Source organism: Gordonia sp. DT30 (assembly GCF_049844915.1).
GTDB lineage: Bacteria > Actinomycetota > Actinomycetes > Mycobacteriales > Mycobacteriaceae > Gordonia.
Map to the genome: position 1 here is coordinate 67,910 of NZ_JBNCLY010000013.1, position 26,637 is coordinate 94,546.

Here is a 26,637-nt window from a genome sequence, read left to right on the forward strand (position 1 = left end):
TCACAGAGCAGCCTCCGCAATCGGTCCCAGCGCCATCGCCGGGAAGAAGGTGAGTCCCGCGACCAGCAGGACGGTTCCGAACAGCAACGCCCCGAACAGAAGTCCGTGCGTCGGCAGGGTCGAGGCGGTATCGGCCGGTGCGGCGTCTGTCGCGCCGGTATCAGCCCGCACCGGCTCCTTCACCGCGGTCGCGGTACGTCCGCCGCCCGCGGTCGACGCCGAGACCCCGTGGGCCGGTGTCGGTCCCGACCCGAGGGCCGCCGTCGTCGATGCCACGTCACCGAGCGGCGCGGTGTCGTCGGCGGTGAGGCCGCGCGGGCGTTGCCGCGCCAGCAGGCCGGCGAGCGCCAGCACGAACACGATCGGCAGGAACCTGCCGAGGAGCATCGCGAAGCCCAGTGCCGTCTGGAACCAGTCGCTGGTGACGGTGAGTCCGCCGAAGGCACTGCCGTTGTTGTTGGCCGCCGATGCGAAGGCGTAGAGCACCTCGCTGAATCCGTGGATGGAGCCGGCGCTGCCCGCGGGGCCGCTGTTACCCTGCGCGTCGAGTGTCGAGGAAAGGATCACCGTGATACCCGCGCCGATGAGCACGAGCGCCGGCATCACCAGCACGTACAGGGCGGCCATGGTGATCTCGTTCTGCCCGATCTTCTTTCGCAGGAATTCCGGGGACCGGCCGACCAGCAGGCCGCCGACGAAGACGGTCACCACGGCCATCATCAGGATGCCGTAGAGCCCCGATCCGACGCCGCCGGGTGCGACCTCGCCGAGCAGCATGTTCCACAGCACCGCACCGCCGCCGCCGGCGGAGAGACTGTCGTGCGCGGCGTTGACCGCGCCGGTCGACGTGCCCGTCGTGGACACCGCGAACAGCACCGACGCCGGAATGCCGAAACGTTGTTCCTTGCCCTCCATCATGGCGCCGGCCGCCTGCGCGGCGATTCCGTTTGTGTGCGACTCGAAGTACCAGGTGACGGCCAGGATGATGCCCCACAGCGACGCCATCACGCCGAGCAGCGTGTAGCCCTGTCGGCGGTCGCCGACCAGCGTGCCGTATGTGCGGGTCAGGCAGACCGGGATGATCAGCAGCGCAATGATTTCCACGATGTTGCTCAGCGGCGTCGGATTCGAGAACGGATGCGCCGAGTTGGCCGCGAGGGTGCCACCACCGTTGGTGCCGAGTTCCTTGATCGCCTCCTGCGACGCGAAGGGTCCGACGGGGCTGTGCGCCGATGTACCGCCGAGGGTCGTGAAGTCGAAGCCGGTCCGGAACGACTGGACCGCGCCCTGGGTGATCAGGATGATGCCGACGACAATGCTGAGCGGCAACAGGATTCGCAGGTTTCCGCGAATCAGATCCACCCAGAAGTTGCCGATCTGCCCGTTGCCGCGGCGATTCACCAGCCCGCGGATCAGGGCGACCGCGACCGCGAGACCCACGGCCGCCGACGCGAAGTTCTGCACCGCGAGACCGATCATCTGGGTGAGGTTGCTGATCACCGCCTCGGGTGAGTACGACTGCCAGTTGGTGTTGGAGACGAAGGAGACCGCCGTGTTGAAGGCGGTCGCCGGGTTCATCCCCGGTTTGTGGTCGGCCCACGGCAGCAGTCCCTGAATGCGTTGCAGCAGGTAGAGGAACAGCACGCTGACCGTCGAGAAGGCCAGTACCGCAAGCGCATAACCGGTCCACGTCTGCTGCCGTTTGGGGTCGATGCGGGCGATGCGGTACAGCAGGCGTTCGGGCGCGAGGTCGCGTTCGCTGCGATAGACGCCGGCCATGTAGTCGCCGAGCGGCACGTACGCCAGGCCCAGGACGACGAGGAGGAGGGCCACCTGCAGGGTGGCCGCCAGGGCGGGGTTCATCGAGTCAGAACCTTTCCGGGAAGATCAGCGCGTACATCAGATATCCGACGGTCAGTACCGCCAGCGCCAGCAGGACGATGTTGATCGTCCCGTCGGCGGTCATCGCCGCGTCCGCACGTCGACCGCGCGCACCGCGAGCACGCAGAGGGCGAACCCCACGAGCACCGCGAGGACGTACAGGAAATCAGCCACTCTTCACTCCTCATCGAGAACCTCGGCCAAGGCGGCCAATACGGTTGGCGCCCTGGCATACACCGGCCGGCAGCCGGTGCGCAGAACCACTCTGCGCTCGATGTGGGCCCCCTGCGAAGCTCCTTAACGCGTTCCATACGCCGCAGGCGCCGATGTTGACGAGACTTTCTCGCCGCTTGCCGGTGAGCTTCCGGCGGCCAGGCAGAAGTCCATGTCATGGGCGCGTCAAGGCCCCGTCAAAATCGCCGGTCGCGGCGTCGAGATCGCGTGAGAACCCCTTACGCCGGGTGCCTCGCCGGGGCTACACCGAGGTCATGATCAACACACCGGCCCGGCGGATCGTCGCGGGCGAGCATCGATGGGGCTATGTACAGGTCGGCTACGCACGCCAGTGGGTGCGCGACCGGATGGTGCTCTACCCACCCGGCACCTCGCTCGAGCAGCGCCGGTGGATGCGCATGTGGCGGTGGCTGCCCGCGGTGGTGGCGGCGATCTTCTTGATCACCGCCTTCGTCGGCGGCTACCTGGGTTCGGCCCTCGTCGTCGCATTCGCGGTGGCGATCGCCCTCTCGGTGGCGCTGGCGGTCGTCGTCGCCGAGCGCACCCGCCGGGTGCGGCACGCGTCGGTCATGACCGAGGGCTGGACCGGCCCCGACGCCGACCCCGCCTCGCTGGCGAACATCGCGATGATCCGACGCATCTCCGGCCGGCTACGCCAGGCCGACGCCGACCTGCACGACGGCCGCATCGACGAGGTGCGCTACGAGGTGATCTGGGCCGGCTGTCACGCCGAGATGGCCGAGCTACTCCGCCGACCCGTGCGTCGGCAGCCGACCCGGTAAACGCTGCCTGAATTGGTGAACGCCGCTGGTGTACCAGCGGCGTTCGCCAATTCGGGCGGCGTTCGACATAGGTGATCTCCTCCCGCGGATGGAACGTAACGCCATTGCACCATGGCGTCACGCGCTGGAAACACAACGGCCCTACCTTTTGAACTGGTTAGTTCAACTCGGGTGGCAGCGCGGCCCCTGTGGACAGTTGACGAATGGCCACCATCCCTCGAAATGGAGTTGGCAATGTCTACTACGCTTGACTTTTCACGGTCGGCGGAGATCGACTGTGTACCTCCCGCCTCTGGCGGCGACAGCGCGGTCACCATCACCGGCGTCGAGAAATCGTTCTCGATGGGTCGCGGTAAAACCCTGTCGGCCCTCTCCCCCATCGACCTCAGTGTTGCCAAGGGCGAATTCATCGCGGTGATCGGCCCGTCGGGCTGCGGCAAATCGACCCTGCTGCGCCTGTTGGCCGGTCTGGATTCCCCCACCGCCGGCACAATCGAGATCTTCGGGGCACAACCACGCAAACTCGCGGCGCAACATCGGTTGGGAGTCGCCTTCCAGGAGCATGCGTTGCTGCCATGGGCTTCGGTCCGCAGCAACATCGCGCTGCCGTACAAGGTCGCCGGCCGCAAGGTCGACGACGCCCGCGTCGACTCGCTGATCGAACTCGTCGGCCTGGAAGGCTTCGAGAAGGCCCGTCCCAAACAGCTTTCCGGCGGTATGCGCCAACGGGTCTCGATTGCCCGGGCACTCGCCCTGAGCCCCGACCTGCTCCTCCTCGACGAGCCCTTCGGCGCGCTCGACGCGGTCACGCGCCGACGCATGAACGCCGAGCTGGCCCGGATCTGGGCGGAAGAACGCATCACCACCGTCCTCATCACGCACGACGTCGACGAAGCCCTGTTGCTCGCCGACCGCATCGTGGTCATGAGCAAACGGCCGGGCTCGATCCGGGCGATCCAACAGATCGACTTCGATCGTCCGCGCGACAAGTCCATCACCCGCAGCGCCGAATTCCATGAGCTCGTCGACGAATTGACGACGATGCTCGACGGCGACCCGGTCGATCCAGCACATGGAAAAGTGAAGGCGACCACGGCGTGATCGCGAGCAGATCTGCCATTCGGCTGCTCTACTCCATCGCCGGCTGTGTGCTGTTGCTGGCGGCGGTCGAGATCGTCGGGAAGACACAGGTCGCAGGAAAGGCGTGGCCGCCGCTGTCGGAGATCGTCGACTACGCCTTCTCGAAACCGGGATGGAAACTGATCCGCAGCAACGCCATCGACACGCTGACCTCCGCTGCCAAGGGCTTCGTCCTGGGCGCGGTCGTCGCGGTCATCGGAGCCGCACTGGGCCTCATCATTCCGGTCCTGCGTCCCGGATTCGACCGTCTGGCAGCACTTCTCAACGCCATCCCCACGATTGCGCTGGCACCCCTGCTCATCACGACGGTCGGCCGCACCAACACCCCGGTGGTCATTGCTGCGCTGAGCGTCGGCTTCGTCACCTTTGTCGCGACGACGGCCGGCCTGGCCGACGCCGACGGGCGCCATCAGGATCTGTTCTCGGTGATGGGTTCGAGCAGATGGCAACGGTTACGCCGGTTGGAGTACCCGCACGCCGTCCCCGCCCTCCTCGACGGACTGACCTTGGCGGCACCGGCCGCGATCCTCGGCGCGACGATCGGCGAATGGTTCGGTGCACCAAAAGGGTTGGGCCTGATCATCGTGAGCGCGATGCAGAACTATCAGATGACATTGCTGTGGTCGGCGGCGCTGGCCGCCACGGTCATGTCCCTCGTCGCGTATCTCGTATTCGTTCAGATCCAGCGCATCGGCATGCGGAGGTTCACATGAGGTCTCGGATATGGGCGTCGCTGGTCCGCATCGCGCACTATTGGCCGGTGCCGGCAATCCTCGTCGCCTGGGATCTGTGGGTTCTGGGTAACGGATACACCTCCACGGTTGCGCCGCGCCCGTGGTCGGTGATCGCCGATGTGGTCACCCAGTTCCACGCCTACCGTGATCCGGTGCTGTATACGCTGGGGATGTCGATCGGTGGGTTGATCGGCGGCACCGTCGTCGGATTTGTGGGCGCGGTACTCGTCTGGTGGTCCTCGGCGCTCTCCGGCGTCGTGACGCCGGCAGCGCTGGTGGTGCGATCGGTGCCGTTGACCGCGATGATCCCGATCATCGCCCGCGTCGTCGGCTATGGCGACACCGCCGTTCTCGCGTCGACCATCTTGATCTCGTTCTTTCCGGCATTCGTGCTGACCCTGTCCGGATTGAACTCGATTCCGGCGGTCGACGACGATCTCGTGGCGTCGCTGGGCGGCGGCAGATGGCAACTGTTCCGCCGCGTCGGGCTTCTGCACGCCCTGCCCAATCTGGCAGTGTCGGTGCGTATCACGGCGCCGACGGCCATTCTCGCCGCGATGCTGGCCGAATTCCTGATGGGCTCACACGGACTCGGCGCACTGTTCAGCCAGTCGCAGGGTTACCAGAATGCCGACCGCGCATGGGGAACCGCCCTGATCGCCTCGGTGGTCTCCTTACTCGTTTTCACCGCGGCCCGGGTCCTCGAACGTCGGGTCACCACCCGGGTCACCTGATCCGGACACCGCCGATCGGCACACGTCGATCGGCCCGGTCACACGAAACTCTGCCGAAGCAGCCGATAGTGACCCGCTGCGGCAACAACCTGCTCGTCTCACCTCACAGGCGCGGATTCACCGTGCCACCGACCGGCCTCGATAAGCCGTATTCACCCGAAGGAATCACATGTTCTCACTCTCGCGCCGCGGTCGCCTGCACGCCACCCTGGCGATCGTTGCGGCCGCACTGACCCTCGTCGTCTCGGCCTGTTCGAGTTCCGACGACGAGCAGGCCACCGGACCAGATGGGAAACCGCTGCAAACACTTGATGTTTCGCTCGGCTGGATCAAAAACGTCGAGTTCGGCGGATTCTGGGTCGCCGACGACAAGGGGTACTACGCCGACGAAGGGCTCAAAATCAATTGGATCGCCGGTGGTCCGAACGCCCCGACCCCCATGCAGACCGTCGCCTCGGGCGAGGCCAAGATCGGAGTGGTCCCGTCCATGCAGCAGTGGTTGGCGACGTTCGCCCACGGGGACAATTGGGAAGGAATCGGAACGATATTCCAAGACAGTCCCGGCGTGCTGCTGTCCCTGCCGGGGCACCCGGTCCATAGCGCCAAGGACATGGTCGGACAAAAAGTTCTCGGGCAGGACGGCACGCAGATCCAGTACGATGCCGTGTTCCGGATCGCCGGGCTCCAGCCGAACTACACCTTCATCCCGGTCGGTTTCGACGTCGCGCCGCTGGTGGACAAGCAAGGTGTGGCATACACGGCATACTCGACAAACCAACCGCGCATTCTCCAGCACAAGTACAACTTCAAGCCGTCCGACTATGTCATGACCAGCTATTCCGATCTTGGCCTTCCGACGTACGGCGACATCATGTTCACCGACAAGAAGTTCGCGCAGGGCAATGCCGACGTGCTCACCCGCTTTCTTCGCGCCAGTCTGCGCGGATTCACCGACAACATGGCCGACACGTCGGTCGGTGCCAAGTTGGCCGTCGACAAGTACGGCGCCGACCTCGGTCTCGACCTCGCACAACAAACCGAAGAGAACCAAGATCAGCAGGTATTGACCAAGGGTTCTTACGGAAAGCCGTTGCTGTGGATGGACCCGACCATCATCGCGGACAAGATGTATCCGGGCCTGCGGGCCGCCGGCGTCTCCGGCCTTCCGCCCGCCGCAAGTATCGTCAACATGAGTTATCTCGAGGCCGCCCAACAGCCGGCAGGAAAGTGAGCAGTCACATGTCGATCTCGCACGACGCGCCGAAGGTCGCCGCAACGCAACCCGCGGAAGAAGCAGCGTCCGAACGGAGCCTGAAAGATCTCCCGAAGGGCCACCTCCACCTGCACATGGAGGCCGCCATGCGGCCGGAGACGTTGCAGGCGCTGTCGGCGAAGTTGGACATCGAACCGCCCACGGTATCCGGATTCCAGGGCTTCTCGGCGTTCTCGGGGTTGTACAAGGGCCTGCTTGCCACCCTTCACCACCCGGGTCACCTGGACATTCTCATGGATCAGATCTTCGAGGACCAGGCAGCCGACGGCGTCGCCTACCTGGAACTGAGCGTGAGTCCCGACCGCTACGCCGACGACTACGGCTCCACCGTCGCCGCGCTCGACGCGTTGGTCGACATGGCTCGTACGGCCTCACGTGTCCATGGCGTGGCCTTCGGGTTGATGCCCACCATCGACCGCACGGCGGGCCCGGACGCCGGACTGCGGGTGGCCGATGCCGCCGCACAACTCGCCGGCCGGGGCGTCGTGTCGCTCGGCCTGGCCGCCGACGAGCGCGGATATCCCGGAATCGACCATCGGGAGAGCTTCGCCCTCGCCAAGGAGGCGGGCCTGCAGGTCACTCCGCATGCCGGCGAGCTCGTCGGCCCGGAGTCCGTTCAGGAGGCGCTCGACGTCCTCGGTGCCGACCGGGTTCTCCATGGGGTCCGCAGCGTGGAAGATCCCGAACTCGTCGCCCGTCTGGCCGGGACCGGGGTCTCCCTCGACGTCTGCCCGACCTCGAACGTGCTGTTGGACGTCGTCGACGACATCGCCGCCCATCCGATCACCGCACTGCTCAAGGCGGGTGTTCGGTGCTCGATCAACGCCGACGACCCCATCCTCTTCGGTCCGAACATTCTCGACGAGTACGAGATCTGCCGTACCCGAATCGGTTTGAGCGATGAGCAACTGGCGGCGTGTGCGTGGTCGTCTATCGACACCACCCTGGCACCAACCGAGGTCAAGGCCGAGAGCAAGCGCCGGATCGACGAATGGCTCGCGTCGTGAGGTACGGCTCCGGCCCTGCCACGTGATCGCCGATCGTTGCCGGTACGGAGGGTCATGCACAGTAGGATGACCCCCATGACAAAGCAGCCTGAGCGGGATCGATTGATGGACCTGGTCATCGATCTGATCCTCGATCAGGGGCTGATCGACCTGAGTCTCAGCGCGATTGCTCGCGAGATCGGGTCGAACAACCGTATGTTGCTGTACTACTTCGGTTCTCGGGAAGCCCTTCTCGACGAGGCGTCCCTGGCGGCGTTCGACCGGTTCCCCCGGCTCCACAATCTCTTCGACGGGATCGAGGGCCCCGGCCCACTGCGGGACCGATTGATCGACGCCTGGGACGACCTCGGCCATCCCGACAATCACGAATTCCTCCGCCTGTACTTCCAGCGATTCGGCATCGCGATGCGGGAGCCCGGAAGGTGGAAGATCTTCATCGAGCGTGTCGGCCAGGAGTGGCTACTCCGATTGGCCGAGGTCCTGCGCCGTGAGGGCTATCAACCCGCCGACGCCACCATCACCTCGACCGGGATCGTGGCCCTCTGGCGGGGACTGCAGATGCTGGTTCTGTCCGGGGTGGATGCCGACCAACTGCGTGTCACATATCGCGAGTCCCTTGACGCACTTCTGAGCCGGGCACTCGACGGTGCGTCGAATGCTCTCGGTCACTGAGCAATTCACCGCAATTCTGCGCTACCGGACGGACGGCACGGCAGACCCGCAGCGTTCTCGATTCCGTAATTGCCGGGAAACATTGAGACTCTATCGTTTGAACTGTTCAGTTCAAACAGTATCGGTTCGGGCTTTCCCCGGTCGGTCCCGCTCTCGATAGGAGCACCTCAATGGCCACACCATGGAAGATCGGAATGTTCCAGCACGTGGGCCCGATAGGGCCATGGCAACTTCCCGAGAACGTCTCCACCGGCTTCACCGATCTCGAACACTGGACCACCATGGCCCGCAAATGTGAAGAGGGCGGCGCCGATTTCCTCTTCTTCGCCGACGACTATGGTTATCCCGTTCTGCAGGACGGCATTCCGCCCGCGTCCTTGTGCGGCGCGGTGCAATTCCCCAAGGGCGATCCGAGCATGTTCCTGGCCGCACTCGCGGTGGTGACGCGCCATCTCGGCCTGGTGGTGACGTTGTCGACGCAGGTCGAGAAGCCCCCGATGGTCGCCCGCAAGATGGCCACACTGGACAACATGACGAACGGCCGCATCGGCTGGAACATCGTCACCGGCGCGGGGCAGAACGCGTCGGCGCGTCTGTTCGGCCTGCCGCTCACCGAGCACGACAAACGCTACGAGATCGCCGACGATCACGTCGACCTCTGCCTCAAACTGTGGGAGGGATGCTGGGACGAGGGCGCCACCATCGGTGATCCGACCACCGGGGTCTACGCAGATCCGGATCACGTACGTGAAATATCGCACGACGGACCGCATTTCAGCTCCAAGGGCATCCTCACCATGCCGCCCGGGCCGCAGCGCGCGCCTGTCTTGTTCCAGGCCGGCGCGTCGGCCACCGGTCGGGATCTCGCGGCCAAGTATGCCGAGGCGGTCTTCCTTGCCGCCGAGGCGCCCGCCCTCAAGAGCCAGATCGAGGACATCCGTCGGCGGGCAGAAGGGCACGGCCGGGATCCCGACTCGATCAAATGCCTGATTGCAGGAACTTTCGTGGTCGGGCAGACGCACGCGGATGCGCAGCGCATCCGGGATCGTCAGATCGCGACCCGCACCCTCGACGATGCGGCAGTGGCGTACTCGTTTTTCACGGGTCTGGATCTCTCCCAGATGGATCCGGACAAGCCACTGGATCCGTCTGCGGCACAGACGCAGACGGGCCGGACGAATGTGGAGCGCTTCCTCGGTCCCGATGCGCCCACGGTGCGGCGGATCCTCGAAGAGTTCCAGCGCAACAATGTGATGGGCACACCGTTCGTCGGTGACAGCGCACAGGTGGCCGATATGAGCGAAGAGGTCATGGCATTCACCGGCGCCGATGGATTCCTGGTCCAGGCCGACCACACCGGAACCTTCGACTCGTTCTTCGAGCTGGTGATGCCCGAGTTCCGGGCCCGCGGCCTCGTCGCCGCGCCGGGCGAGCCGACAACACTGCGGCAACGACTGACCGGATCGTCCTCACCCCATCTACCCACCGACCATCCCGGATATGCGTACCGCAATCATGCAGCCGCACTCGTGTAACTCCCCGGCAGTATTCGACAACAACTTTGGTAAAGGGCGTAACCATGCAGAAGACGTTGACCATCGGCATGTTTCAGTCGGGCGGAGTCCGGGGCTCCTGGAAGATCCCGGGTCGAGAATCCGAGCCGAACTTCACCGACCTCGACTACTGGATCACCCTGGCGCGCAAATGCGAGGCCGCGGGTGTGGACTTCTTGTTCTTCGCCGACTCGTACGGATACCCGACCATGGACGGTGCGGTGATCCCTGGCGCGATCACGCACAACGTGAACTTCACCAATATCGATCCACAGGTGATCCTGTCGGCGTTGGCCGCACACACCGAGAAGCTGGGTTTGGTGACCACGGTGTCGACCCAAGTGGAGCAGCCGGCCGTGGTTGCCCGGCAGTACCGCACACTCGACCATCTCAGCAAGGGCAGGGTCGGGTGGAATATCGTCACCGGCTCGGCGCAGGCAGGCTCGGCCCTGCTGTTCGGTGAACCGCTGATGGCGCACGACGACCGCTACCGCAAGGCCGACGACCACGTGGAATTGTCACTGAAATTCTGGGAGGGCTGCTGGGAACCCGATGCGCTGCAACGGTCCTCGATCACCCAGACCTGGGCCGACCCGAACAAGGTCCACGAGATCCACCACCGGGGACCCTTTTTCGCCAGCGATGGGATCCTCCCCACACCACCCGGGCCGCAGGTGACACCCACCCTGTTCCAGGCCGGCGCATCCGCTCCCGGCCGAGCGCTCGCGGCAAAGTACGCCGAAGCGGTGTTCCTGGCAGCCGAATCGAAGGCCCTGGCCGAGCAGATCGCCGACATCCGGGGTCTGGCGGAGGAGAACGGGCGCGGCCGCGACGCGGTCAAATGCCTGATCGCCGGCACCTTCCGCGTCGCCGACAGCTACGACGCGGCAGCGGCGCAGCATCGTGCGCAGATCGAGGCCATCTCCCTCGACCAGGCGGCAACCCATTACGCCTACTACACCGGCATCGACCTGATGTCGCTCGATCTGGACCGGCCGATCCCCGAAAGCGCTGCTGCCGGAGACAACGGGCGCACCAACATCGAGCGGTTCCTCGGGCCCGACGCGCCGACGGTTCGCCAGATCCTCGAGGAGTTCCGGGCCAACGGCGTCATGGGCAAACCGTTCCTGGGATCTCCCGAGGAGATCGTCGATCAGGCGCAGGCCATGATCGAGGCCACCGATGCCGACGGATTCCTCGTCCAGCCCGAACCCGACGGAAATCACGACCAGTTCTTTGCGCGGGTGCTGCCGGAGATGCGCCGCCGCGGGCTCATCAAGGACGAGCTGGCCGGAAACACGCTGCGGGAACACTTCTTCGGTGTCGGCTGCACTCAGCTGCCCGACACACATCCCGGCGCCGCTTTCCGGGCGCACAACGTCCTGGTCTGAACCCCCGATCCGATCCTCATCGAACACAGAGTGGGTGATAGCGAATGAAAACTGTTGTGGTCTCCGGCAATCCGAAGCCCGGTTCACGCACTCTGCGGGCCGGTGAGCGGGTGGCGAAGGCGTTGGGGCAGCAACCCGAGGTCGTGGAACTCGCAACGGCAAGTGGGCTGTTCGTCACCGACACCGAGGCCGTCCGGTGATCGCCCCCTACACCGGCGACACCACCGCCCTGCGACGCATCTTCGGCGGCTTCCCGACCGGCGTGGTCGCGCTCTCCGCCGTCGGCGACGACGGACATCCGATCGTCATGGTGGCCTCCACCTTCGCCGTCGGCGTCTCGCAGGACCCACCGCTGGTCGTCTTCGCCGCACAACACTCCTCGTCGACGTGGCCCGACCTCGCCCGCGCCCACCGACTCGGAGTCTCGGTACTCGGAGCCGAGATGGCCGGACGATGCCGGCAACTGTCCTCGAAGAACCGCGCCGAACGGCTCGCCGACATCCCGGTCTCCATCCTCGACTCCGGCGCCGTACTCCTACCTGACGGCACCGCCTGGTTCGAATGCGAGGTCACCGCCGCCCATCGCGCCGGCGACCACGACCTCGTCGTCATGCAGGTACTGGGCTTCGGCGAGAACCTCGACGCCGACCCACTGGTGTGGCATCGCAGCACCTTCGTCGGACTCGCCACATGAGCCTCACCACAACCCCGCCAACCACAGCCCCGGCAACCACACCGGCCACCGTCACGGTGCTCCTCACCGACCGCGCCACCACCAGTCGCGGTGACACCACCTACGACGTGGCGACCTTCCCCACCCTCCTCGACGCCATCCGCGCCCGCGAACACCGAAACCCACTGCACCCCACACTCCTCCGCATCGACGTCGTCAACCCGAATTCCCCACCCCCCGACTCGATCTCGGTACTCGCCTACCCCCGCTCGGTCGCAAGCCTCATCACCGACATCCACCTCCTCGACATCGCCGACGGAGTAGTCCTCGCCTACACCCACCCCACCGTGGTCACCGACGCCTACCGCGCCGAACTATCGAAGCTGCTGGACCACAAGGGCTTCCAGGCAAATCTTCACATCCAGATCGGCAGCGGTCGAAAGTAGCCGGCGTCGCCGTCACGCCCCCGAGGCACCGAGTTCGGCGTAGAAGGTGGCAGGGTCCTGACCGAGGAACGATTTCACCCATCGCGTCCAGTCGTCGGTGAGGATCTCGACGCCATCCGACTCCAGCCCGTCGATGGTCGCGCGGGCGATGTCGGCCGGGTCCTCCTTCGGGCCGTCGTAGTCGGCGGTGAAGTCGGTGTCGAAGGCTCCCGCGTGCACCGCCACGACGCGGGTGCCCTGATCGGCCAACTCGAGCCGGAAGCCGTTGGTGATGGCCCACGCCGCGGCCTTGCTCGCGTGATAGCCGTTGGTTCCCGGGTAGACGAACCACGACTGCGCCGACAGAACGTTGACGATGGTGCCACCGCCACTGCCCGCGAGCACCGGCGCGAACGCCCGCACCATCGCCAGGACGCCCCAGAAGTTGGTGTCGAGTTCGGCGCGCAGGTTCTCCAGCGGAGTGTCCAGCAGGGCGCCCGGCCGGCTGATCCCGGCGTTGTTCACGAGCAAGGTCACGTCGGAGGCGATGGCCGCGGCCTCGGCGATCTGCGAGTCGTCGGTGACGTCGAGCCGCAGCGGCACCACTCCCGGCAGGTCCACTGACTCTGGATTACGCGCTGCTGCATAGACTTTCGCCGCGCCGCGGCTGACGAGCCGAGCCGCAATGTGACGGCCGAGACCGCGGTTGGCTCCGGTCACCAAGGCGATGGCACCCGTTACCGACGATGTGGGAGTCGAGTCCGACGATGTGGGAGTCGAGTGTTTTTGTGTGGTCATGGCATCACGCTAGAAGCTGACGCCCACGTGAGGTTCAAGGCTATGTGACCACCGCCACGCCACTCCGTCATCTCGACAGGTCGGGCGTAGCCTGACACCTGACGTCCACGTGAGGTATGAGAATGAAAATCGGTGAACTCGCCCAGCGCACCGGGGTCAGCGTGCGCGCACTGCGCTACTACGAGGAGCAAGGTCTGCTGACCAGCGACCGCACACCCGGCGGACATCGCGACTACGCCGACGACGCCGTCGAGCGGGTGCGTTTCTTTCAACTGATGTACTCCGCCGGTCTGTCCAGCCGGCGCATCGCCGACATGCTCCCCTGCCTGGACACCGGCACCACCGATCAAGAACAACTGCAGATGCTGTCCGCGGAGCGTCGTCGACTCGACACTCGCATCACCGAACTCACCGCCGCACGCGACCGGCTCGACGCGATCATCGACAATGCGTATGAACGGGTCGGCACAGCTGACGCGGTCTGAATTGGTGAACGCCGCCGGTGTACCAGCGGCGTTCACCAATTCGGGCCGCGTTCAACAACTTCCGGTCCTCAGAACGGCGGCGATGCAGTGATCAGGAACCGCACGGCAGCGTCGGAACGGTTGTGCCACCGATGCGCCACGGTGGCCGAGAAATACAGGACGTCACCCACGCCGAGGGTGTAGGTGGTCGATCCGACCTCCACCTCCAGCGACCCGTCGACGACGTAGATGAACTCTTCGCCCGGATGCGTCGTCGCCGACGACGACGAGGTGTGCGGTCCGGCGGTGATCTCGTTGGGCCCCATGGACCCGCCCCGCAATGCGCAGCGACGCATCGTCGCACCCGGTGACACCTCGAGAACCGGCGACTGCGCCGCACGCACCAGCGACGCGTCGTTCTCGGTCTGGCTCAGCAACTCGTGCGCGGTCGTTCCGACGCAGCGGGCTATCGCATGCAGGTTCATCACGCTGGGCACCGTCCGACCGTTCTCGGCCTGCGACAGGAACGATTGCGACAGACCGGTCCGATCGGCCACATCCTGCAAGGTCAGCGCCGCCGACTTCCGCGCCGACCGGATCGCGATACCGAGGCTGGTCGCCAGATCGGGCGCCTCGGTCTGTTCGGTCGGCACGTCCGCAGAAGTCGTCATGACAGCAATCAATACACGATTACGAGCCCCGCGCAGCCCGCGCCGACGGTGTTAACACGGCCGTGACTTATCGATGAGGTCGAAGAAATCTTCAGCCCGTTCAATATCTCGTGTCGGTGGCGGCAGCCTCGCGCACCAGCTCGCCCGACGGTCCCGCAGAACTTCCTCACGTACGGGAGAGAGCATATGTCCCAGCACCAAGTCGACGTCCGGCCCCCGTGGGGCCGCCTGGCCGCACTGTCGATCCAGCACGTCCTGATCATGTACACCGGCTGCGTCACGGTCCCGCTGGTCTTCGGCGCCGCCCTGAAACTGAGTCAATCCGACATCGCATTCCTGATCAGCGCCGACCTGCTGGTGGCCGGCATCATCACCGCCATCCAGGGCTTCGGCCTCGGGAAGATCGCCGGCGTTCGGCTGCCGATCATCTGTGGCGCCACCTTCACCGGCCTCACGCCGATGATCCTGATCGCCCACAAATACGGCATCCAGGCGGTCTACGGCTCGATGCTGATCGGCGGTGTCGTCGGTCTGGCCCTGGCCATCCCGTTCGCCCGCATCATCCGGTTCTTCCCGGCGCTGGTCACCGGCGCGGTGCTGACGGTCGTCGGATTGTCGCTGATCGGCGTCGCCGGTGGACTCATCGTCGGTTCGGACTCCTCGTCGCCCGACTACGCCGCTCCCCGCAACCTGCTCATCGCCGCCATCGTCGTCGTGATCGCCGTCGCCCTGCTGTGCCTCGGCCGCGGAATCTGGGCGCAGCTGGCAATCCTCTTCTCGCTCATCGCCGGAACCGCGATCGCGGCTGCCATGGGGATGTTCCACCTCAGTGGCGTAGGACAAGCCGGCTGGGTCGGCATGCCGACGCCCTTCCATTTCGGCGCACCGCAGTTCCCGATTGCGGCGATCGTGTCGATGAGCATCGTCATGGCCGTGGTGTTCGCCGAGTCCACCGCCAGCATGCTCGCTGTCTCCGAGATCACCGGAAAGCCGTTGAGCACCGGCGATCTCACCCGCGGCCTGATCGGCGACGGACTGTCGGGCATCCTCGCCGGAATCTTCGGCGGCTTCATCGACACGGTCTTCGGGCAGAATGTCGGCGCGGTCGAGACCAGCCGGGTCCACAGCCGGTTCGTCACCGCGGGCAGCGGCCTGATCCTCATCGTGCTGGCCCTCATACCCAAGATGGGTTCCCTGGTCGCCGCGCTCCCCGGCCCCGTCGTCGGTGCGGTCGGCCTGGTGCTGTTCGGCACGGTGGCGATGGTCGGCATCCGCACCCTCGCCGCGGTCGATCTCGCCAAGCCGGTCAACCTGACGATCGCGGCCACCGCCGTCGCGGTGGGACTGCTGCCCGAGTTCGTGCCCGACTTGTTCACCAAGTTGCCCGACTCCATGCAGATCATCTTCGGCAGCGGCATCACGCTCACCGCGATCGTGGCCTTCGTGCTGAACATCGTCTTCTACCACACCCCGCTCCGACGCCGCGTCGACGACGAACCGGTGGTCACCGCCACCACCGACATCCTCGTCCCGACCGATACCGCCACCGACACCGCACCCAGCACCGACACGAATGCGAAAACCCATGTCTGAGAGCACCTTCACTGTCCCCACCGTCGACATCTCGGCCTACGTGACCGGCGGGTCCCCACAAGCGCGCGCCGACGTCGCAGCCCAGATCGACAACGCTTGTGCCAGTGTCGGTTTCATCCAGGTCACCGGACATGGGATCGCCGACGGCACGATCGACGGTCTGAAGTCGGCGATGGACGATTTCTTCGGACTCGACCTCGACACCAAGAAGACCTACCGGGTCGAAGGCGCCAATCGTGGCTATACGGCTCCGAAAACCGAGTCGCTGCGGCTGAGTGCGGGGGTGGAATCGGCCTCGCGGATGAACGACTTCTTCGAGGCCTTCAACATCGGCGTCGAGGCCCGCTCGATCACCGACGTCGACCTCGACGAGGCCGACTACGGCATCAACCTGTGGCCCGGCGTCGACGGGTACCGCGATCGCGTCGAGGCGTACTTCGCCGAGGCTCGGCGCGTGGCACGCACCCTCACAACGATTTTCGCCGACGCTCTCGGCCTGGAACCGGAATTCTTCACCAAACTCACCGACCACTCCATCGACGTGCTCCGGATGAACAACTACGCGCTCCCACCCGGCACCGACATCGCGCTCGACGGCGACCTCACCGGCATGGGCGAACACACCGACTTCGGTCTGGTCACCGTGCTGTGGGCCGATCAGGTCGCCGGCCTGCAGGTACTCAGCGCCGACGGGGTGTGGCATGAGGTGTCGCCCGCCGACGGTGCACTGCTGGTCAACCTCGGTGACCTCACCGCGCGTCTCACCAACGATCGCTGGCTGTCGACGCTGCACCGGGTGAAGCCGCCGGTGGTCGACGGCACCGTGGAGCGCCGGCGCTCGGCGGCCCTCTTCCACGACGGCAATGCCGACGCCGTGATCTCCACGCTCGAAAGCCATCTCGGCTTCGACAACGGCCTTGCGTACGAGCCGATCCGCGTCACCGACCACATCGCCGCCAAGCTCGCGGGCTCGCGCGGCGGGAAGCTGAACGTGGGCGCCGTGCGGGAGGCAGCGCGCCTGTCGGGCGCCGCCCGGTGACCGCACCACATCCGGGCGTCGTGCTTCTCCACGGCGCATGGGCGCAGTCGTGGGTGTGGGATCTGGTGGTCGAGCGGCTCGCCGACGCCGGAATCACCTGTCACCGGCCGGATCTCCTCGGCGCCGGACATTGGGGAGACGATCCCATCACCCTCACCGACGTCGTCGATGCCGTCATCGACGAGATCGCCGACATACCCGGCGATCTCGTCGTCATCGGGCACAGCGGCGGCGGGGTGGTGGCGACCGACGTCGCCGAGCGCCTGACGCGCGGGCGCGACCCCCGGATCCGGGGTCTCGGCTACGTCGCCGGCATGATGCTGCCGAGTGGCATGAATTTCGGTCAACTATGCACCCACGCAGGTCTGGCTGCACCCGTGGGCATCTCGGCGTTCACCGAACCCACCGCCGACGGGCGTGGCACCGTCGTCCCGCCCGAGGCGGGCGCGGCGGTCTTCTTCCAGCAGGCCGATGCCCACGCCGCGGTCAGCGCCGCACGACGGCTCGTTCCGCAGCTCGAATCGACCCGACTCATCGCCCCGGAATGGACCGCCGAAGGTGCAGGCTCACTGCCGCGTCTGTACGTGGAGGCCACGCTCGACCGGTCGGTTCCCCTTGCCGCACAGCGCGAAATGCAACGGCTGAGCCCCGGGGCGCGGGTGGTCACCCTGGAGACCGACCACGCACCTCAGCTGTCCCGGCCCGACGAGCTCGCCGCGATCCTGGCCGAGTTCGTACACTCCATGGAGCACGGCCATTCGGACGTCACTCCTTCAGGGCACCCCAGCCGTACCACCGTTCGATCGTCATGACGGCGGTGGTGCGCGGGTTGTCGCGCACCGCGTACTGCTCGCCGGTGTAGTGACGGGAGATCCGGTCGATGTCGGTCAACCCCTCGTCGGCACGGAACTCCGTCACCCGCCCCACGAGTGTGACGTGGGTGTACCAGTCGTCGCCGGCGAGCACCGTCAGCGTGACGCGCGGGTCGGCGCGGAGGTGACGCAGCCGCACGCGGGTGTCGTCGAGGTTGAGCAGGATCTCGTCGCCGTCGAGGAGGTACCAGGTGGCGGCCGTGACCGGGGCGCCGTCGGATCGGACGGTGGCCATCACGGATGGATTCGGCTGGGCGAGCAGTTCCCGTGCGGCCTCGGTCAACGGTGCGTTCGACATGTGTCCTCCTCGGTGTTCATCGCGCTTTCTGCGACGACGGTGGGCCGTGTGGCCCGGCTACCAGGTTGCCACGCCGAGACTGCTCAGTGCCCTGCGGAACGCCGATGCTCGGCGATCGCGGCGGCCACCGCCGGCCGGGTGGCGCAGTCGTGGGCGTGGTCGTTGACGAAGCCTGCGGCCTGCATCAGTGCGAACATCGTCGTCGGCCCGACGAAGCGCCACCCGCGCTTCTTCAAGTCCTTCGAGAGCGCCAGCGACTCGGCCGAGGTCGTCATCGAGTGCGGGACATGTTCACGTTCGGGGGCATAGCTCCAGAAGTAGGGTTCGAGGGAGCCCTCGGCATCGATGAGTTCCTCGGCGCGGCGGGCGTTGTTGATCGACGCCTCGATCTTGCCGCGGTGCCGGATGATGCCCGCATCACCCAACAAGCGGGTGACGTCGGCGTCGGTGAATCGCGCGACCGTGGGAATATCGAAGCCGGCGAACGCTTTCCGGAAGTTCTCCCGTTTGGTGAGGATGGTGCGCCAGCTCAGTCCGGACTGGAATCCCTCGAGGCAGACGCGCTCGAACAGGGCGGTGTCACCGGAGAGCGGGAAGCCCCATTCGGTGTCGTGATAGGTGGTCTCCGGTTCTCGGGCGGCCCACGCGCACCGCGAGATGCCGTCGTCGCCGACGATCACGTTCGACATGCCGTTCTCCCTACCTCGCGTCCGGTTGCACGCTACCCTCGCCCACCGACAGGACCGGTCCGGCCCATTCGGATGACTACTGTGGAACCGGTGAGTGCCCACGATTACATCCTGAACTCGCCCGCTACCCTTCTCACCGATGCGCTGAGCGGTTTCGTCGCCGCCCATCCCGACATCGACTGGCAACCCGATCCCGGCTTCCTGTACCGCGCCGACCGTGGCGAGGATCGTCGGGTCGCGCTCGTCTCCGGCGGCGGCTCCGGGCACGAGCCGATGCATTCGGGGATGATCGGCGCGGGCATGCTCGACGCCGCCTGCCCGGGCCTGGTATTCACCTCCCCCAACGCGCTGCAGGTGGCCGGCGCGACCCGCTGGGCCGACCGCGGCGCCGGGGTGCTGCACATCGTCAAGAACTACACCGGCGACGTCCTCAACTTCCGGATCGCCCGCCACCTCGTGCGCGACGAGGTCGCCACCGACCACGTCATCGTCGACGACGACGTCGCCACCGCATCCGAGTCCGGCCCCGGACGGCGCGGCACCGGGGCCACGATCATCGTCGAAAAGATCTGTGGCGCAGCCGCAGCCGAAGGCAAGAAGCTCGACGAGGTGGCCGAGATCGGGCGTCGGGTCGCGGCGAATTCCCGCAGTATCGCCATCGCCTATCAGGCCTGCACCGTTCCCGGCTCGTCCGTGCCCGCCTTCGAATTGCCCACGGACGAGATGGAATTCGGTGTCGGCATCCACGGCGAGGCGGGGGTGCGGCGGACCGCCAAGGTCGGTGCACGCGAGCTGGTGAACCGGATGGTCGATCCGATCGTCGATGCGCTGTCCCTCGTTCATGGTGAGCAGGTGATCGCGCTGGTGAACGGTCTCGGATCGGCGCATCAACTCGAGTTGGACCTGGTGTTCGGCGAGGTGGTCGCCGATCTGCACCGGCGCGGGATCACCGTCGCGCGCCCCATGGCCGGCACCTTCATCACGGCCCTGGACATGGACGGCGTCTCGATCACGCTGGTGCGCGCAGACGACGACGTCCTCGCCCTGTTCGATGCGCCGACCACCGCTCCCGCGTGGCCGTATGTGCCGGCCCGCGCCGTCAGCGCTCCGGTGGCGGTCACGTTCGCCGAACCCGACGATGCCGCCGCCGACGGACCCGAATGTGGTTGGCTCTCCGCCTTTGTCGATCGCGTGCAGGGATCGATCGATCATCTCACCGATCTCGACCGCCGGGCCGGTGACGGCGACTTCGGGGTGAACATGGATGCGGCACTGGGACATTTCGCGATCCCGTTGCGCGGCACCGACACCGAGGTCCTCGACGCGATCGCCACCTCGTTTCTGGTGCGCGCCGGCGGCACCTCCGGCGCCCTGTTCGGCGTGCTGTTCCGCCAACTCGCCGCCGCGTTCGCCGACGGCCGCGGCTTCGACGATTCCCTGCGTGCCGGAGCGCAATCAGCACTCGCCGAGATCGTTGACCTCGGCGGAGCCTCGGTCGGCGACAACACCATGGTCGATGCCCTGTCTCCCGCGGTCGACGCCCTCGCCGACGGCGACACCGGAGTCGCCGCCGAGGCTGCCGAACGCGGCGCCCGTTCCACCGAGGAGCTCACCGCCGCCAAGGGCCGCGCGAGCTACGTCGGCGAGAATGCCCGGGGCGTCATCGATCCCGGCGCGCTGGTGGTGTCGTGGTTGTTCCGCGCGGCGGCCGACCGCTCCTGACACCATTTACTGGTGCGACGACGAACGCCCCCTTCCCGACATCGGGAAGGGGGCGTGTCATTGCCGAGATCAGCCGAGCACCAACGACTCTCCGTCGGCGCCGACGTTGACCGGGACGACGTCGCCGTCGCGGACGTCACCGGCCAGCAGCGCCCGGGCGAGCTTGTCGCCGATGGCCTGCTGCACCAGTCGCCGCAGCGGGCGGGCGCCGTAGAGCGGGTCGAAGCCCCGCTCGGCCAGCCATTCCTTGGCCTTGGGCGTGACCTGCAGTTCGAGGCGGCGCTGGGCCAGCCGCTTCTGCAGCTGCCCGAGCTGGATGTCGACGATGGACACCAGCTGTTCGGGACTCAGCGCGTCGAAGATCACCACGTCGTCGAGGCGGTTGATGAACTCCGGCTTGAAGGCCGCGCGCACCGCCGCCATCACCTGATCCTTGTCGCCGCCGGACCCGAGGTTCGACGTCAGGATGAGGATGGTGTTGCGGAAGTCCACGGTGCGGCCCTGGCCGTCGGTCAGGCGTCCCTCGTCGAGGACCTGCAGCAGGATGTCGAAGACGTCCGGGTGGGCCTTCTCGACCTCGTCGAAGAGCACCACCGTGTACGGGCGGCGGCGCACCGCCTCGGTCAGCTGTCCGCCCTGCTCGTAGCCGACGTATCCCGGAGGAGCGCCGACAAGCCGTGCCACGGCGTGCTTTTCGCCGTATTCACTCATGTCGATGCGCACCATCGCGCGTTCGTCGTCGAACAGGAACTCGGCGAGCGCCTTGGCCAGCTCGGTCTTGCCGACACCGGTCGGACCGAGGAACAGGAACGAGCCGAGCGGGCGGTTGGGATCGGCGACGCCGGCGCGTGCCCGACGTACCGCATCCGACACCGCGACCACTGCCTCGCGCTGCCCGATGACCCGTTGTCCGAGTTCTTCTTCCATGCGCAGCAGCTTGGCGGTCTCGCCCTCCAGCATCTTGCCGGCGGGGATGCCCGTCCACGCCGACACGACCTGTGCGACGTCGTCGGGGCCGACCTCCTCCTGCAACATCACGTCTTCGTCGGGGTCGGTGCCGGTCTTCTCCAGCGCCGCCTCGAGTTCCTTCTCCAGGCTGGGGATCTTGCCGTAGCGCAGCTCGGCAGCACGTCCGAGGTCTCCGTCACGCTCGGCGCGATCGGATTCTCCGCGAAGGCTTTCCAGTTGCTCCTTGATGTCGCGGACGGCATCGATGGCGGTCTTCTCGCCCTGCCAGCGGGCCGAGAGCTCGTTCAGCTTCTCCTTGTGGTCGGCCAGCTCTTGACGCAGTTTCTCCAGCCGCGCCTTGGACGCCTCGTCATGCTCCTTTTCCAGCGCGACTTCCTCTACCTCGAGCCGGCGGACGATCCGCTCCACCTCGTCGATCTCGACGGGCCGCGAGTCGATCTCCATCCGCAGGCGCGAGGCAGCCTCGTCGACCAGGTCGATGGCCTTGTCCGGCAGGAACCGCGACGTGATGTAGCGGTCGGAAAGCGTTGCGGCAGCAACCAATGCGGAGTCGGTGATGCGCACGCCGTGGTGTACCTCGTACCGGTCTTTGAGGCCACGCAGGATGCCGATGGCGTCCTCGACGCTCGGTTCACCGACGTAGACCTGCTGGAAGCGGCGTTCGAGCGCGGCATCCTTCTCGATGTACTTGCGGTACTCCTCGAGCGTCGTCGCACCGACCAGCCGGAGCTCGCCACGGGCCAGCATCGGCTTGATCATGTTCCCGGCGTCCATCGCGGAATCGCCTGTCGCACCGGCACCGACGATCGTGTGCAGCTCGTCGATGAAAGTGATGACCTGCCCGGCCGATCCCTTGATCTCGTCGAGCACTGCCTTGAGCCGCTCCTCGAACTCGCCGCGGTACTTGGCACCGGCGACCATCGATCCGAGGTCCAGGGAGACAACAGTCTTGTTGCGCAACGACTCCGGGACATCGCCGGCGACGATGCGCTGGGCGAGCCCTTCGACGATGGCGGTCTTGCCGACGCCGGGCTCACCGATGAGAACCGGGTTGTTCTTGGTCCGGCGGCTCAGCACCTGTACGACGCGCCGGATCTCGGAGTCACGGCCGATCACCGGGTCGAGCTTGCCCTCGCGGGCGGCCTTGGTGAGGTCGGTGGAGTACTTCTCCAGCGCCTGATAGGTCGATTCCGGGTCCTCGGAGGTGACGCGCGCACTGCCGCGCACGGAGACGAACGCCTCGCGCAGCGCCTGGGGGGTGGCACCGGCATTGTGCAGCAGTTTGGCGACGTCGGAATCGCCGGTCGCCAGGCCGACGACGAGGTGCTCGGTGGAGACGTACTCGTCGTTCAGCTCGGTCGCGAGCTGCTGGGCAGCGGTGACCGCGGCGATCGATTCGCGCGAGAGCTGCGGTTGAGCGCTGGCGCTCGAGACCGTCGGCGCGCGATCAACCATCGCCTGGGCCTGGGTACGAATGGCCGACGGATCGACCCCCACCGCCTTGAGCAGCGGCGAAGCAATGCCGTCGGACTGATCGAGCAGGGCAACCAGGATGTGGGCCGGACGCACGTCGGGGTTACCGGCAGCGGCTGCCGCACCCACCGCAGTGCTCAACGCCTGCTGTGTCTTGGTGGTCGGGGTGAAGCTGTCCACTTCGTGTGCACCTTTCTCTACGTTCTTAAGTCGGTACGGCTCAAGTATGGCCGTTCGAGTGCTACAACGCGAGGAGAGTTGAGTCCATTCCGCTCAACTATCGGAAGTTTGTGGTGACGGACACAGTCCACGGTAGTAGCTGCGGCGCGTGGTGAAGTCCTCGAACAGGCAGGGGTGCCACCCACAGTTCTCGATGTGCCAAAATCGCAAACATGGATGCAAAGGCACTCGGCAGGCGAGTTGCGGAGGCGCGTGTCGCTGCCGGCATGTCGCAGGCGCAACTCGCCGCCGCGTTAGACCAGGTCGACCACACAACGGTGAGCAAGATGGAGTCGGGAACCCGACGTGTCTCGGCCACCGAGATGTTCGCCATCGCCGAGGCGCTTGGCAAGCCTCTGCAGTGGTTCGTCATGGATGAGGTTCCTGCCGCAATCAGCCGCCGCAGCGACGCCGGATTCGACCCCGACGTCACGGCGCACATGGATGAGGCAATCGAGTTGCTGGCCGACGACATCCGATCGCTGATTCGCAAAGAGTTAATCTCCACGGTCCAGCGTCCCGAGTCGTCGGTACCCAGTCGCCATGAGGATGCCGAGCAGGTTGCGCACGAGGCGCGCAAGAGAATCGGCATCGGCAACGAGCCCATCACCGACATTCTGTCGGCCTGCGAGGAGCTCGGGATGTACGTGTTCGTGGGCAACTACGGCGAATCCGCCGATGGGGCATGCGTAATCGTCGACGGTGACGGCAACAGTGCGGTGGCCGCCGCGGTGATCAACGCAGAACAGCGACCTGGACGCAAACGGGTGACCGCCAGCCACGAGTTGGCGCACTGGCTGGTCGGCGATGCCTACGACGCACACAATTCCGATTCCGAGACGATGGTCAAATCGGTTGCGATCCATTTCCTGATTCCCCGGGAGGGCGCAGCGAAGCTATGGAGTGAGCATCCACATGACAGCCCACGCCGACGCGCCATCCGCATCGCCGGCACGTATCGCGTGTCGTGGACCGCGACCGTCAACCAACTCAAGAACATCGGATTGATCGACGAACGCGAGCGAGTGTCGCTTGCCCGCGACCTTCCCGTCACCAGTGACTTTACAGCGGTCGGAATCCCTTATCGCGCAGACCTTCTCGTCGCACCGCGACTGTCCCCGCGACTCGCCGCCGCCGTGGTGCGCGGCTACGAAGAAGCGAAACTCACACGGAATCGTGCACTACAGATGCTGCGCGGATCGATCAGCGACGCAGAACTGCGCCCCCGAGACGAGTCCCCTTTCGAGGTGATCGACGGAGATGCCTGAACCGCACTACTGCCGGACGAGTCGACGAACCCGTTTCGGCCGCACTCCCGGTACAAACTCGACTCCTGGGATTGTCCCATTCCGAACACCCTGGTCGATTGCTCCGGTACTGATCTCATTTGCCTGATAGTTGGAGCTTTCCATCGCCGCAACCTCAGATAGGCGGAATTCCGTCCCGGGCGGGAATCGCGATAGCACCTCAAGAACATGAGACGCGATTGCACCATTGGGCCGGCGAGACCCAGCCGGACTGTTTACTCTCCGTGTGACCAGGGTCTGCCCGGCGGGACGAATGGTCAGGGGAGAAGGTGCAGGGCTAGGATCTATGCCCGGCAACGAGTTCTCAACGTCGAAGGCGGCGTCGTCGTCATCAGGCAGCTCCGATTCGAGGGGATGCGTCTGCTGGCTGTCAGCAGATCGCGGGGCGGTCGGCGCTAGCGACAGTAATTCATTGAGAACATGCGCCAACTCGATCTGCCTAGTCTCGAGGAACTCAGGAAATCTGTCAATTGCCCATAGCGCGGGATCACCCGGCACCTGTTGCTCACGCAGCCGCTCAACTGCAATCTGAGGGAGATAGATCGCCGGGTCCTTGGCGGAGATGGACCGGTTGGAAGTCCCGTTTATGAACGCGAGGTTGGCGATGCAGTTGGTCATGTCTGCACCGTAGGTGCCAAGGACCTTCGCCTTCGGAAAGACGTGGTGATACTCAATTCTTGATCCCGACGTCATCGGTGCCGACACCAGCGCCTGATTGCTCTTCCAGTCTTTCGCCGAACGTTGAAGTGCGGCGATGTAGAGCAGATTGAACCACGCTGAACTCATCTTCTTGCTTGACAGTTCGTCGGGGTCGACGGGCGTGCCGATCGGGCGGGCTCCCGAGGCACGTCGAATCAGGTCCCCGAGAACGCTGACCGTGTCGCGGGTCGACGCAGCCGCGGTTCGAATCGACTTCGCGTCGGCGTCGAGTTTTCCTTCGACCTGGTTGGAATAGTAGCTGAACGCCATTGCTGTGTAAACCCAGCGTTTCAACACTGTAGATTCTTCTGGCGTGAGGCTACCGCTCCGCAAGAACAGCAGGTATGCGGGTATCACTACGACGTTGGGACTCGTGAGGACAGCCGACCGGGGGATGCTGCATTCACCCTTGAGGAAATCGACTGCGTATCCCAAGGCCGTCTCGGTTTCGCGCCACCGCAACTCGAGCGCGTTGCCGGTAATCGCCTTATTAATGAGTTTGATGGAGTGAGCTCCGGTGCCAGCGAGTAGACCGGTTAACCGCAGCACCGCCTCGCGGTCAAGCGAGAACATTTGCCGGTCAAGTTCGTCGTTGAAGCGGTCAATCACTTCGAGGCCCTCAGGCCACCGCGCTGCGATAGCACTCAAGACCAAGTCGCCCTTGGATAGTCGCCGCCCACCTTGGTTGACCCGCGTGAAAATCTCGGCGACCTCCTCGTAGTCATTCGAATCGATGGTCATCACAGGCACCTGCTTCTCACGTATCCTGTGGACTGCCCGGGCCCTCTCGTAATAGTCGTCGTATGACGGGTCGCTGTGCTCGATCCCTGCCATCGCGAGAAGCTGGCCAAATTGTGGCGCCTCACCCATCAGCTGTGATACCCGCAGCAAACGAGGATTTTGTCGCTGGGTGGCACTCGCGTTAAGAAATTCCTCGGTGTCTACATTAAACCGGACGTCTAGGTGAGTTCCGGTCGCCCTGCCAGGAGCGATAACTGCGGCGAGCGATGTCAACCGCTGTTGGCCATCAAGGAGCACCGATGGATGCAGCTGATCCTGCTCTTCCTGTATTACTGCAGCCTTCTTGAGTGGAATCTCAAGCGTTGTCTTCCATACCAACAAGGAGCCGACAGGATAGTCCTTGTACAGCGAGTCGAGGAGGTAAGGTACCTGTGACTTCTTCCAGACGTAGCCGCGCTGAATCGACGGGATGATGATCCGTCCGTCCAGGAGGTGTCGTACCTGAGTGATCAGGTTCTCGGTTCCCAATCCCATGTGATTGCCCATTCATTCGTGTGCGGTTCCGAGCCGCAACTCAGCTCGCC

26 protein-coding genes are annotated in these 26,637 nt (G+C 65.4%); 18 read left to right on the plus strand and 8 right to left on the minus strand.

Going from position 1 to position 26,637, the window contains the following annotated elements:
• Positions 1-1,863 carry a potassium-transporting ATPase subunit KdpA gene (gene kdpA, locus ACLQ3C_RS13715; RefSeq protein ID WP_425705621.1) on the minus strand — a complete coding sequence of 621 codons (1,863 nt, stop codon included), beginning with the start codon at positions 1,861-1,863 and terminating at the stop codon, positions 1-3.
• 4 nt (positions 1,864-1,867) lie between these two features.
• Positions 1,868-1,966, minus strand: coding sequence for a K(+)-transporting ATPase subunit F (kdpF, locus tag ACLQ3C_RS13720; protein WP_425705622.1), 99 nt, complete (start codon positions 1,964-1,966; stop codon positions 1,868-1,870).
• Between the two features lie 403 nt (positions 1,967-2,369).
• On the opposite strand from kdpF, the gene ACLQ3C_RS13725 reads away from it, so the two are divergent.
• The 12 genes from ACLQ3C_RS13725 to ACLQ3C_RS13780 all read left to right on the plus strand — a co-directional run bounded on the left by ACLQ3C_RS13725 (position 2,370) and on the right by ACLQ3C_RS13780 (position 12,520).
• Entirely contained in the window at positions 2,370-2,897 is a 528-nt protein-coding gene (locus ACLQ3C_RS13725; protein WP_425705623.1) for a DUF6611 family protein, read from the plus strand.
• Between the two features lie 234 nt (positions 2,898-3,131).
• Positions 3,132-3,998, plus strand: a complete 867-nt coding sequence (locus ACLQ3C_RS13730; protein WP_425705624.1) for an ABC transporter ATP-binding protein — start codon at positions 3,132-3,134, stop codon at positions 3,996-3,998.
• Positions 3,995-4,750 carry an ABC transporter permease gene (locus tag ACLQ3C_RS13735; RefSeq protein WP_425705625.1) on the plus strand — a complete coding sequence of 252 codons (756 nt, stop codon included), beginning with the start codon at positions 3,995-3,997 and terminating at the stop codon, positions 4,748-4,750. The genes ACLQ3C_RS13730 and ACLQ3C_RS13735 overlap by 4 nt, the downstream gene beginning before the upstream one ends.
• Positions 4,747-5,505 (plus strand): ABC transporter permease, encoded by a 759-nt coding sequence (locus ACLQ3C_RS13740; RefSeq protein ID WP_425705626.1) that lies wholly within the window; start codon positions 4,747-4,749, stop codon positions 5,503-5,505. Before ACLQ3C_RS13735 ends, ACLQ3C_RS13740 begins: the two co-directional genes overlap by 4 nt.
• 169 nt (positions 5,506-5,674) lie before the next feature.
• On the plus strand, positions 5,675-6,736 hold the full coding sequence (locus tag ACLQ3C_RS13745; RefSeq protein ID WP_425705627.1) for an ABC transporter substrate-binding protein: 1,062 nt from the start codon (positions 5,675-5,677) through the stop codon (positions 6,734-6,736).
• A gap of 8 nt (positions 6,737-6,744) precedes the next feature.
• A complete protein-coding gene (add, locus tag ACLQ3C_RS13750; RefSeq protein WP_425705628.1) occupies positions 6,745-7,785 on the plus strand; it encodes an adenosine deaminase in 1,041 nt (346 codons plus the stop codon).
• 75 nt (positions 7,786-7,860) lie between these two features.
• On the plus strand, positions 7,861-8,457 hold the full coding sequence (locus tag ACLQ3C_RS13755) for a TetR family transcriptional regulator (RefSeq protein ID WP_425705629.1): 597 nt from the start codon (positions 7,861-7,863) through the stop codon (positions 8,455-8,457).
• A gap of 170 nt (positions 8,458-8,627) precedes the next feature.
• Entirely contained in the window at positions 8,628-9,992 is a 1,365-nt protein-coding gene (locus ACLQ3C_RS13760) for an NtaA/DmoA family FMN-dependent monooxygenase (protein WP_425705630.1), read from the plus strand.
• A 44-nt stretch (positions 9,993-10,036) separates the two neighbouring features.
• A complete protein-coding gene (locus ACLQ3C_RS13765; RefSeq protein WP_425705631.1) occupies positions 10,037-11,401 on the plus strand; it encodes an NtaA/DmoA family FMN-dependent monooxygenase in 1,365 nt (454 codons plus the stop codon).
• A 44-nt stretch (positions 11,402-11,445) separates the two neighbouring features.
• Positions 11,446-11,601, plus strand: a complete 156-nt coding sequence (locus ACLQ3C_RS13770) for a hypothetical protein (protein ID WP_425705632.1) — start codon at positions 11,446-11,448, stop codon at positions 11,599-11,601.
• A complete protein-coding gene (locus ACLQ3C_RS13775; protein ID WP_425705633.1) occupies positions 11,598-12,095 on the plus strand; it encodes a flavin reductase family protein in 498 nt (165 codons plus the stop codon). The genes ACLQ3C_RS13770 and ACLQ3C_RS13775 overlap by 4 nt, the downstream gene beginning before the upstream one ends.
• Positions 12,092-12,520 carry a hypothetical protein gene (locus ACLQ3C_RS13780; protein ID WP_425705634.1) on the plus strand — a complete coding sequence of 143 codons (429 nt, stop codon included), beginning with the start codon at positions 12,092-12,094 and terminating at the stop codon, positions 12,518-12,520. The genes ACLQ3C_RS13775 and ACLQ3C_RS13780 overlap by 4 nt, the downstream gene beginning before the upstream one ends.
• A 12-nt stretch (positions 12,521-12,532) precedes the next feature.
• Here ACLQ3C_RS13780 and ACLQ3C_RS13785 read toward each other — a convergent pair whose 3' ends face one another.
• Positions 12,533-13,297 (minus strand): SDR family oxidoreductase, encoded by a 765-nt coding sequence (locus ACLQ3C_RS13785; RefSeq protein ID WP_425705635.1) that lies wholly within the window; start codon positions 13,295-13,297, stop codon positions 12,533-12,535.
• A 122-nt stretch (positions 13,298-13,419) separates the two neighbouring features.
• On the opposite strand from ACLQ3C_RS13785, the gene ACLQ3C_RS13790 reads away from it, so the two are divergent.
• Entirely contained in the window at positions 13,420-13,782 is a 363-nt protein-coding gene (locus ACLQ3C_RS13790) for a MerR family transcriptional regulator (RefSeq protein ID WP_425705636.1), read from the plus strand.
• A 68-nt stretch (positions 13,783-13,850) separates the two neighbouring features.
• Here ACLQ3C_RS13790 and ACLQ3C_RS13795 read toward each other — a convergent pair whose 3' ends face one another.
• On the minus strand, positions 13,851-14,432 hold the full coding sequence (locus ACLQ3C_RS13795; RefSeq protein ID WP_425705637.1) for a helix-turn-helix domain-containing protein: 582 nt from the start codon (positions 14,430-14,432) through the stop codon (positions 13,851-13,853).
• 186 nt (positions 14,433-14,618) lie between these two features.
• Here ACLQ3C_RS13795 and ACLQ3C_RS13800 point away from each other — a divergent pair, with 186 nt between their 5' ends.
• Genes ACLQ3C_RS13800 through ACLQ3C_RS13810 form a run of 3 tightly spaced genes read left to right on the plus strand, consistent with a single transcriptional unit; the run spans position 14,619 to position 17,876 of the window.
• Positions 14,619-16,025 (plus strand): uracil-xanthine permease family protein, encoded by a 1,407-nt coding sequence (locus ACLQ3C_RS13800; protein ID WP_425705638.1) that lies wholly within the window; start codon positions 14,619-14,621, stop codon positions 16,023-16,025.
• Positions 16,018-17,064 (plus strand): isopenicillin N synthase family dioxygenase, encoded by a 1,047-nt coding sequence (locus tag ACLQ3C_RS13805; RefSeq protein ID WP_425705639.1) that lies wholly within the window; start codon positions 16,018-16,020, stop codon positions 17,062-17,064. The genes ACLQ3C_RS13800 and ACLQ3C_RS13805 overlap by 8 nt, the downstream gene beginning before the upstream one ends.
• A complete protein-coding gene (locus ACLQ3C_RS13810) occupies positions 17,061-17,876 on the plus strand; it encodes an alpha/beta fold hydrolase (RefSeq protein WP_425705640.1) in 816 nt (271 codons plus the stop codon). The genes ACLQ3C_RS13805 and ACLQ3C_RS13810 overlap by 4 nt, the downstream gene beginning before the upstream one ends.
• Here the strand turns inward: ACLQ3C_RS13810 and ACLQ3C_RS13815 are convergent.
• Together ACLQ3C_RS13815 and ACLQ3C_RS13820 are read right to left on the minus strand one after the other, a co-directional pair.
• Entirely contained in the window at positions 17,830-18,234 is a 405-nt protein-coding gene (locus ACLQ3C_RS13815) for a PPOX class F420-dependent oxidoreductase (protein ID WP_425705641.1), read from the minus strand. The genes ACLQ3C_RS13810 and ACLQ3C_RS13815 overlap by 47 nt on opposite strands.
• A gap of 83 nt (positions 18,235-18,317) precedes the next feature.
• A complete protein-coding gene (locus tag ACLQ3C_RS13820) occupies positions 18,318-18,923 on the minus strand; it encodes a DNA-3-methyladenine glycosylase I (protein WP_425705642.1) in 606 nt (201 codons plus the stop codon).
• Between the two features lie 72 nt (positions 18,924-18,995).
• Between ACLQ3C_RS13820 and ACLQ3C_RS13825 the strand changes: the two genes are divergently transcribed.
• A complete protein-coding gene (locus tag ACLQ3C_RS13825) occupies positions 18,996-20,645 on the plus strand; it encodes a dihydroxyacetone kinase family protein (RefSeq protein ID WP_425705643.1) in 1,650 nt (549 codons plus the stop codon).
• Between the two features lie 69 nt (positions 20,646-20,714).
• Here the strand turns inward: ACLQ3C_RS13825 and clpB are convergent, their stop codons facing one another.
• Positions 20,715-23,267, minus strand: coding sequence for an ATP-dependent chaperone ClpB (clpB, locus tag ACLQ3C_RS13830; RefSeq protein ID WP_425705644.1), 2,553 nt, complete (start codon positions 23,265-23,267; stop codon positions 20,715-20,717).
• 212 nt (positions 23,268-23,479) lie between these two features.
• Between clpB and ACLQ3C_RS13835 the strand changes: the two genes are divergently transcribed.
• The gene (locus tag ACLQ3C_RS13835; protein WP_425705645.1) at positions 23,480-24,574 is read left to right on the plus strand and encodes a helix-turn-helix domain-containing protein; all 1,095 of its coding nucleotides are present in this window, start codon (positions 23,480-23,482) and stop codon (positions 24,572-24,574) included.
• Between the two features lie 6 nt (positions 24,575-24,580).
• Here ACLQ3C_RS13835 and ACLQ3C_RS13840 read toward each other — a convergent pair whose 3' ends face one another.
• Positions 24,581-26,587, minus strand: coding sequence for a GmrSD restriction endonuclease domain-containing protein (locus ACLQ3C_RS13840; RefSeq protein ID WP_425705646.1), 2,007 nt, complete (start codon positions 26,585-26,587; stop codon positions 24,581-24,583).
• Between the last annotated feature and the right edge of the window lie 50 nt (positions 26,588-26,637).

Excerpts from the sequence above, each read along its gene's own strand:
- ACLQ3C_RS13800 (WP_425705638.1), top strand. The coding sequence starts at position 14,619 with ATGTCCCAGCACCAAGTCGACGTCCGGCCCCCGTGGGGCCGCCTGGCC.
- kdpF (WP_425705622.1), bottom strand. The coding sequence starts at position 1,966 with ATGACCGCCGACGGGACGATCAACATCGTCCTGCTGGCGCTGGCGGTA.
- add (WP_425705628.1), top strand. The coding sequence starts at position 6,745 with ATGTCGATCTCGCACGACGCGCCGAAGGTCGCCGCAACGCAACCCGCG.
- ACLQ3C_RS13770 (WP_425705632.1), top strand. The coding sequence starts at position 11,446 with ATGAAAACTGTTGTGGTCTCCGGCAATCCGAAGCCCGGTTCACGCACT.
- ACLQ3C_RS13805 (WP_425705639.1), top strand. The coding sequence starts at position 16,018 with ATGTCTGAGAGCACCTTCACTGTCCCCACCGTCGACATCTCGGCCTAC.
- ACLQ3C_RS13740 (WP_425705626.1), top strand. The coding sequence starts at position 4,747 with ATGAGGTCTCGGATATGGGCGTCGCTGGTCCGCATCGCGCACTATTGG.
- ACLQ3C_RS13840 (WP_425705646.1), bottom strand. The coding sequence starts at position 26,587 with ATGGGATTGGGAACCGAGAACCTGATCACTCAGGTACGACACCTCCTG.
- ACLQ3C_RS13790 (WP_425705636.1), top strand. The coding sequence starts at position 13,420 with ATGAAAATCGGTGAACTCGCCCAGCGCACCGGGGTCAGCGTGCGCGCA.
- ACLQ3C_RS13785 (WP_425705635.1), bottom strand. The coding sequence starts at position 13,297 with ATGACCACACAAAAACACTCGACTCCCACATCGTCGGACTCGACTCCC.
- ACLQ3C_RS13765 (WP_425705631.1), top strand. The coding sequence starts at position 10,037 with ATGCAGAAGACGTTGACCATCGGCATGTTTCAGTCGGGCGGAGTCCGG.
- ACLQ3C_RS13815 (WP_425705641.1), bottom strand. The coding sequence starts at position 18,234 with ATGTCGAACGCACCGTTGACCGAGGCCGCACGGGAACTGCTCGCCCAG.
- ACLQ3C_RS13755 (WP_425705629.1), top strand. The coding sequence starts at position 7,861 with ATGACAAAGCAGCCTGAGCGGGATCGATTGATGGACCTGGTCATCGAT.
- ACLQ3C_RS13820 (WP_425705642.1), bottom strand. The coding sequence starts at position 18,923 with ATGTCGAACGTGATCGTCGGCGACGACGGCATCTCGCGGTGCGCGTGG.
- ACLQ3C_RS13835 (WP_425705645.1), top strand. The coding sequence starts at position 23,480 with ATGGATGCAAAGGCACTCGGCAGGCGAGTTGCGGAGGCGCGTGTCGCT.
- ACLQ3C_RS13795 (WP_425705637.1), bottom strand. The coding sequence starts at position 14,432 with ATGACGACTTCTGCGGACGTGCCGACCGAACAGACCGAGGCGCCCGAT.
- ACLQ3C_RS13725 (WP_425705623.1), top strand. The coding sequence starts at position 2,370 with ATGATCAACACACCGGCCCGGCGGATCGTCGCGGGCGAGCATCGATGG.
- kdpA (WP_425705621.1), bottom strand. The coding sequence starts at position 1,863 with ATGAACCCCGCCCTGGCGGCCACCCTGCAGGTGGCCCTCCTCCTCGTC.
- ACLQ3C_RS13745 (WP_425705627.1), top strand. The coding sequence starts at position 5,675 with ATGTTCTCACTCTCGCGCCGCGGTCGCCTGCACGCCACCCTGGCGATC.
- ACLQ3C_RS13825 (WP_425705643.1), top strand. The coding sequence starts at position 18,996 with ATGACTACTGTGGAACCGGTGAGTGCCCACGATTACATCCTGAACTCG.
- ACLQ3C_RS13730 (WP_425705624.1), top strand. The coding sequence starts at position 3,132 with ATGTCTACTACGCTTGACTTTTCACGGTCGGCGGAGATCGACTGTGTA.
- ACLQ3C_RS13780 (WP_425705634.1), top strand. The coding sequence starts at position 12,092 with ATGAGCCTCACCACAACCCCGCCAACCACAGCCCCGGCAACCACACCG.
- ACLQ3C_RS13760 (WP_425705630.1), top strand. The coding sequence starts at position 8,628 with ATGGCCACACCATGGAAGATCGGAATGTTCCAGCACGTGGGCCCGATA.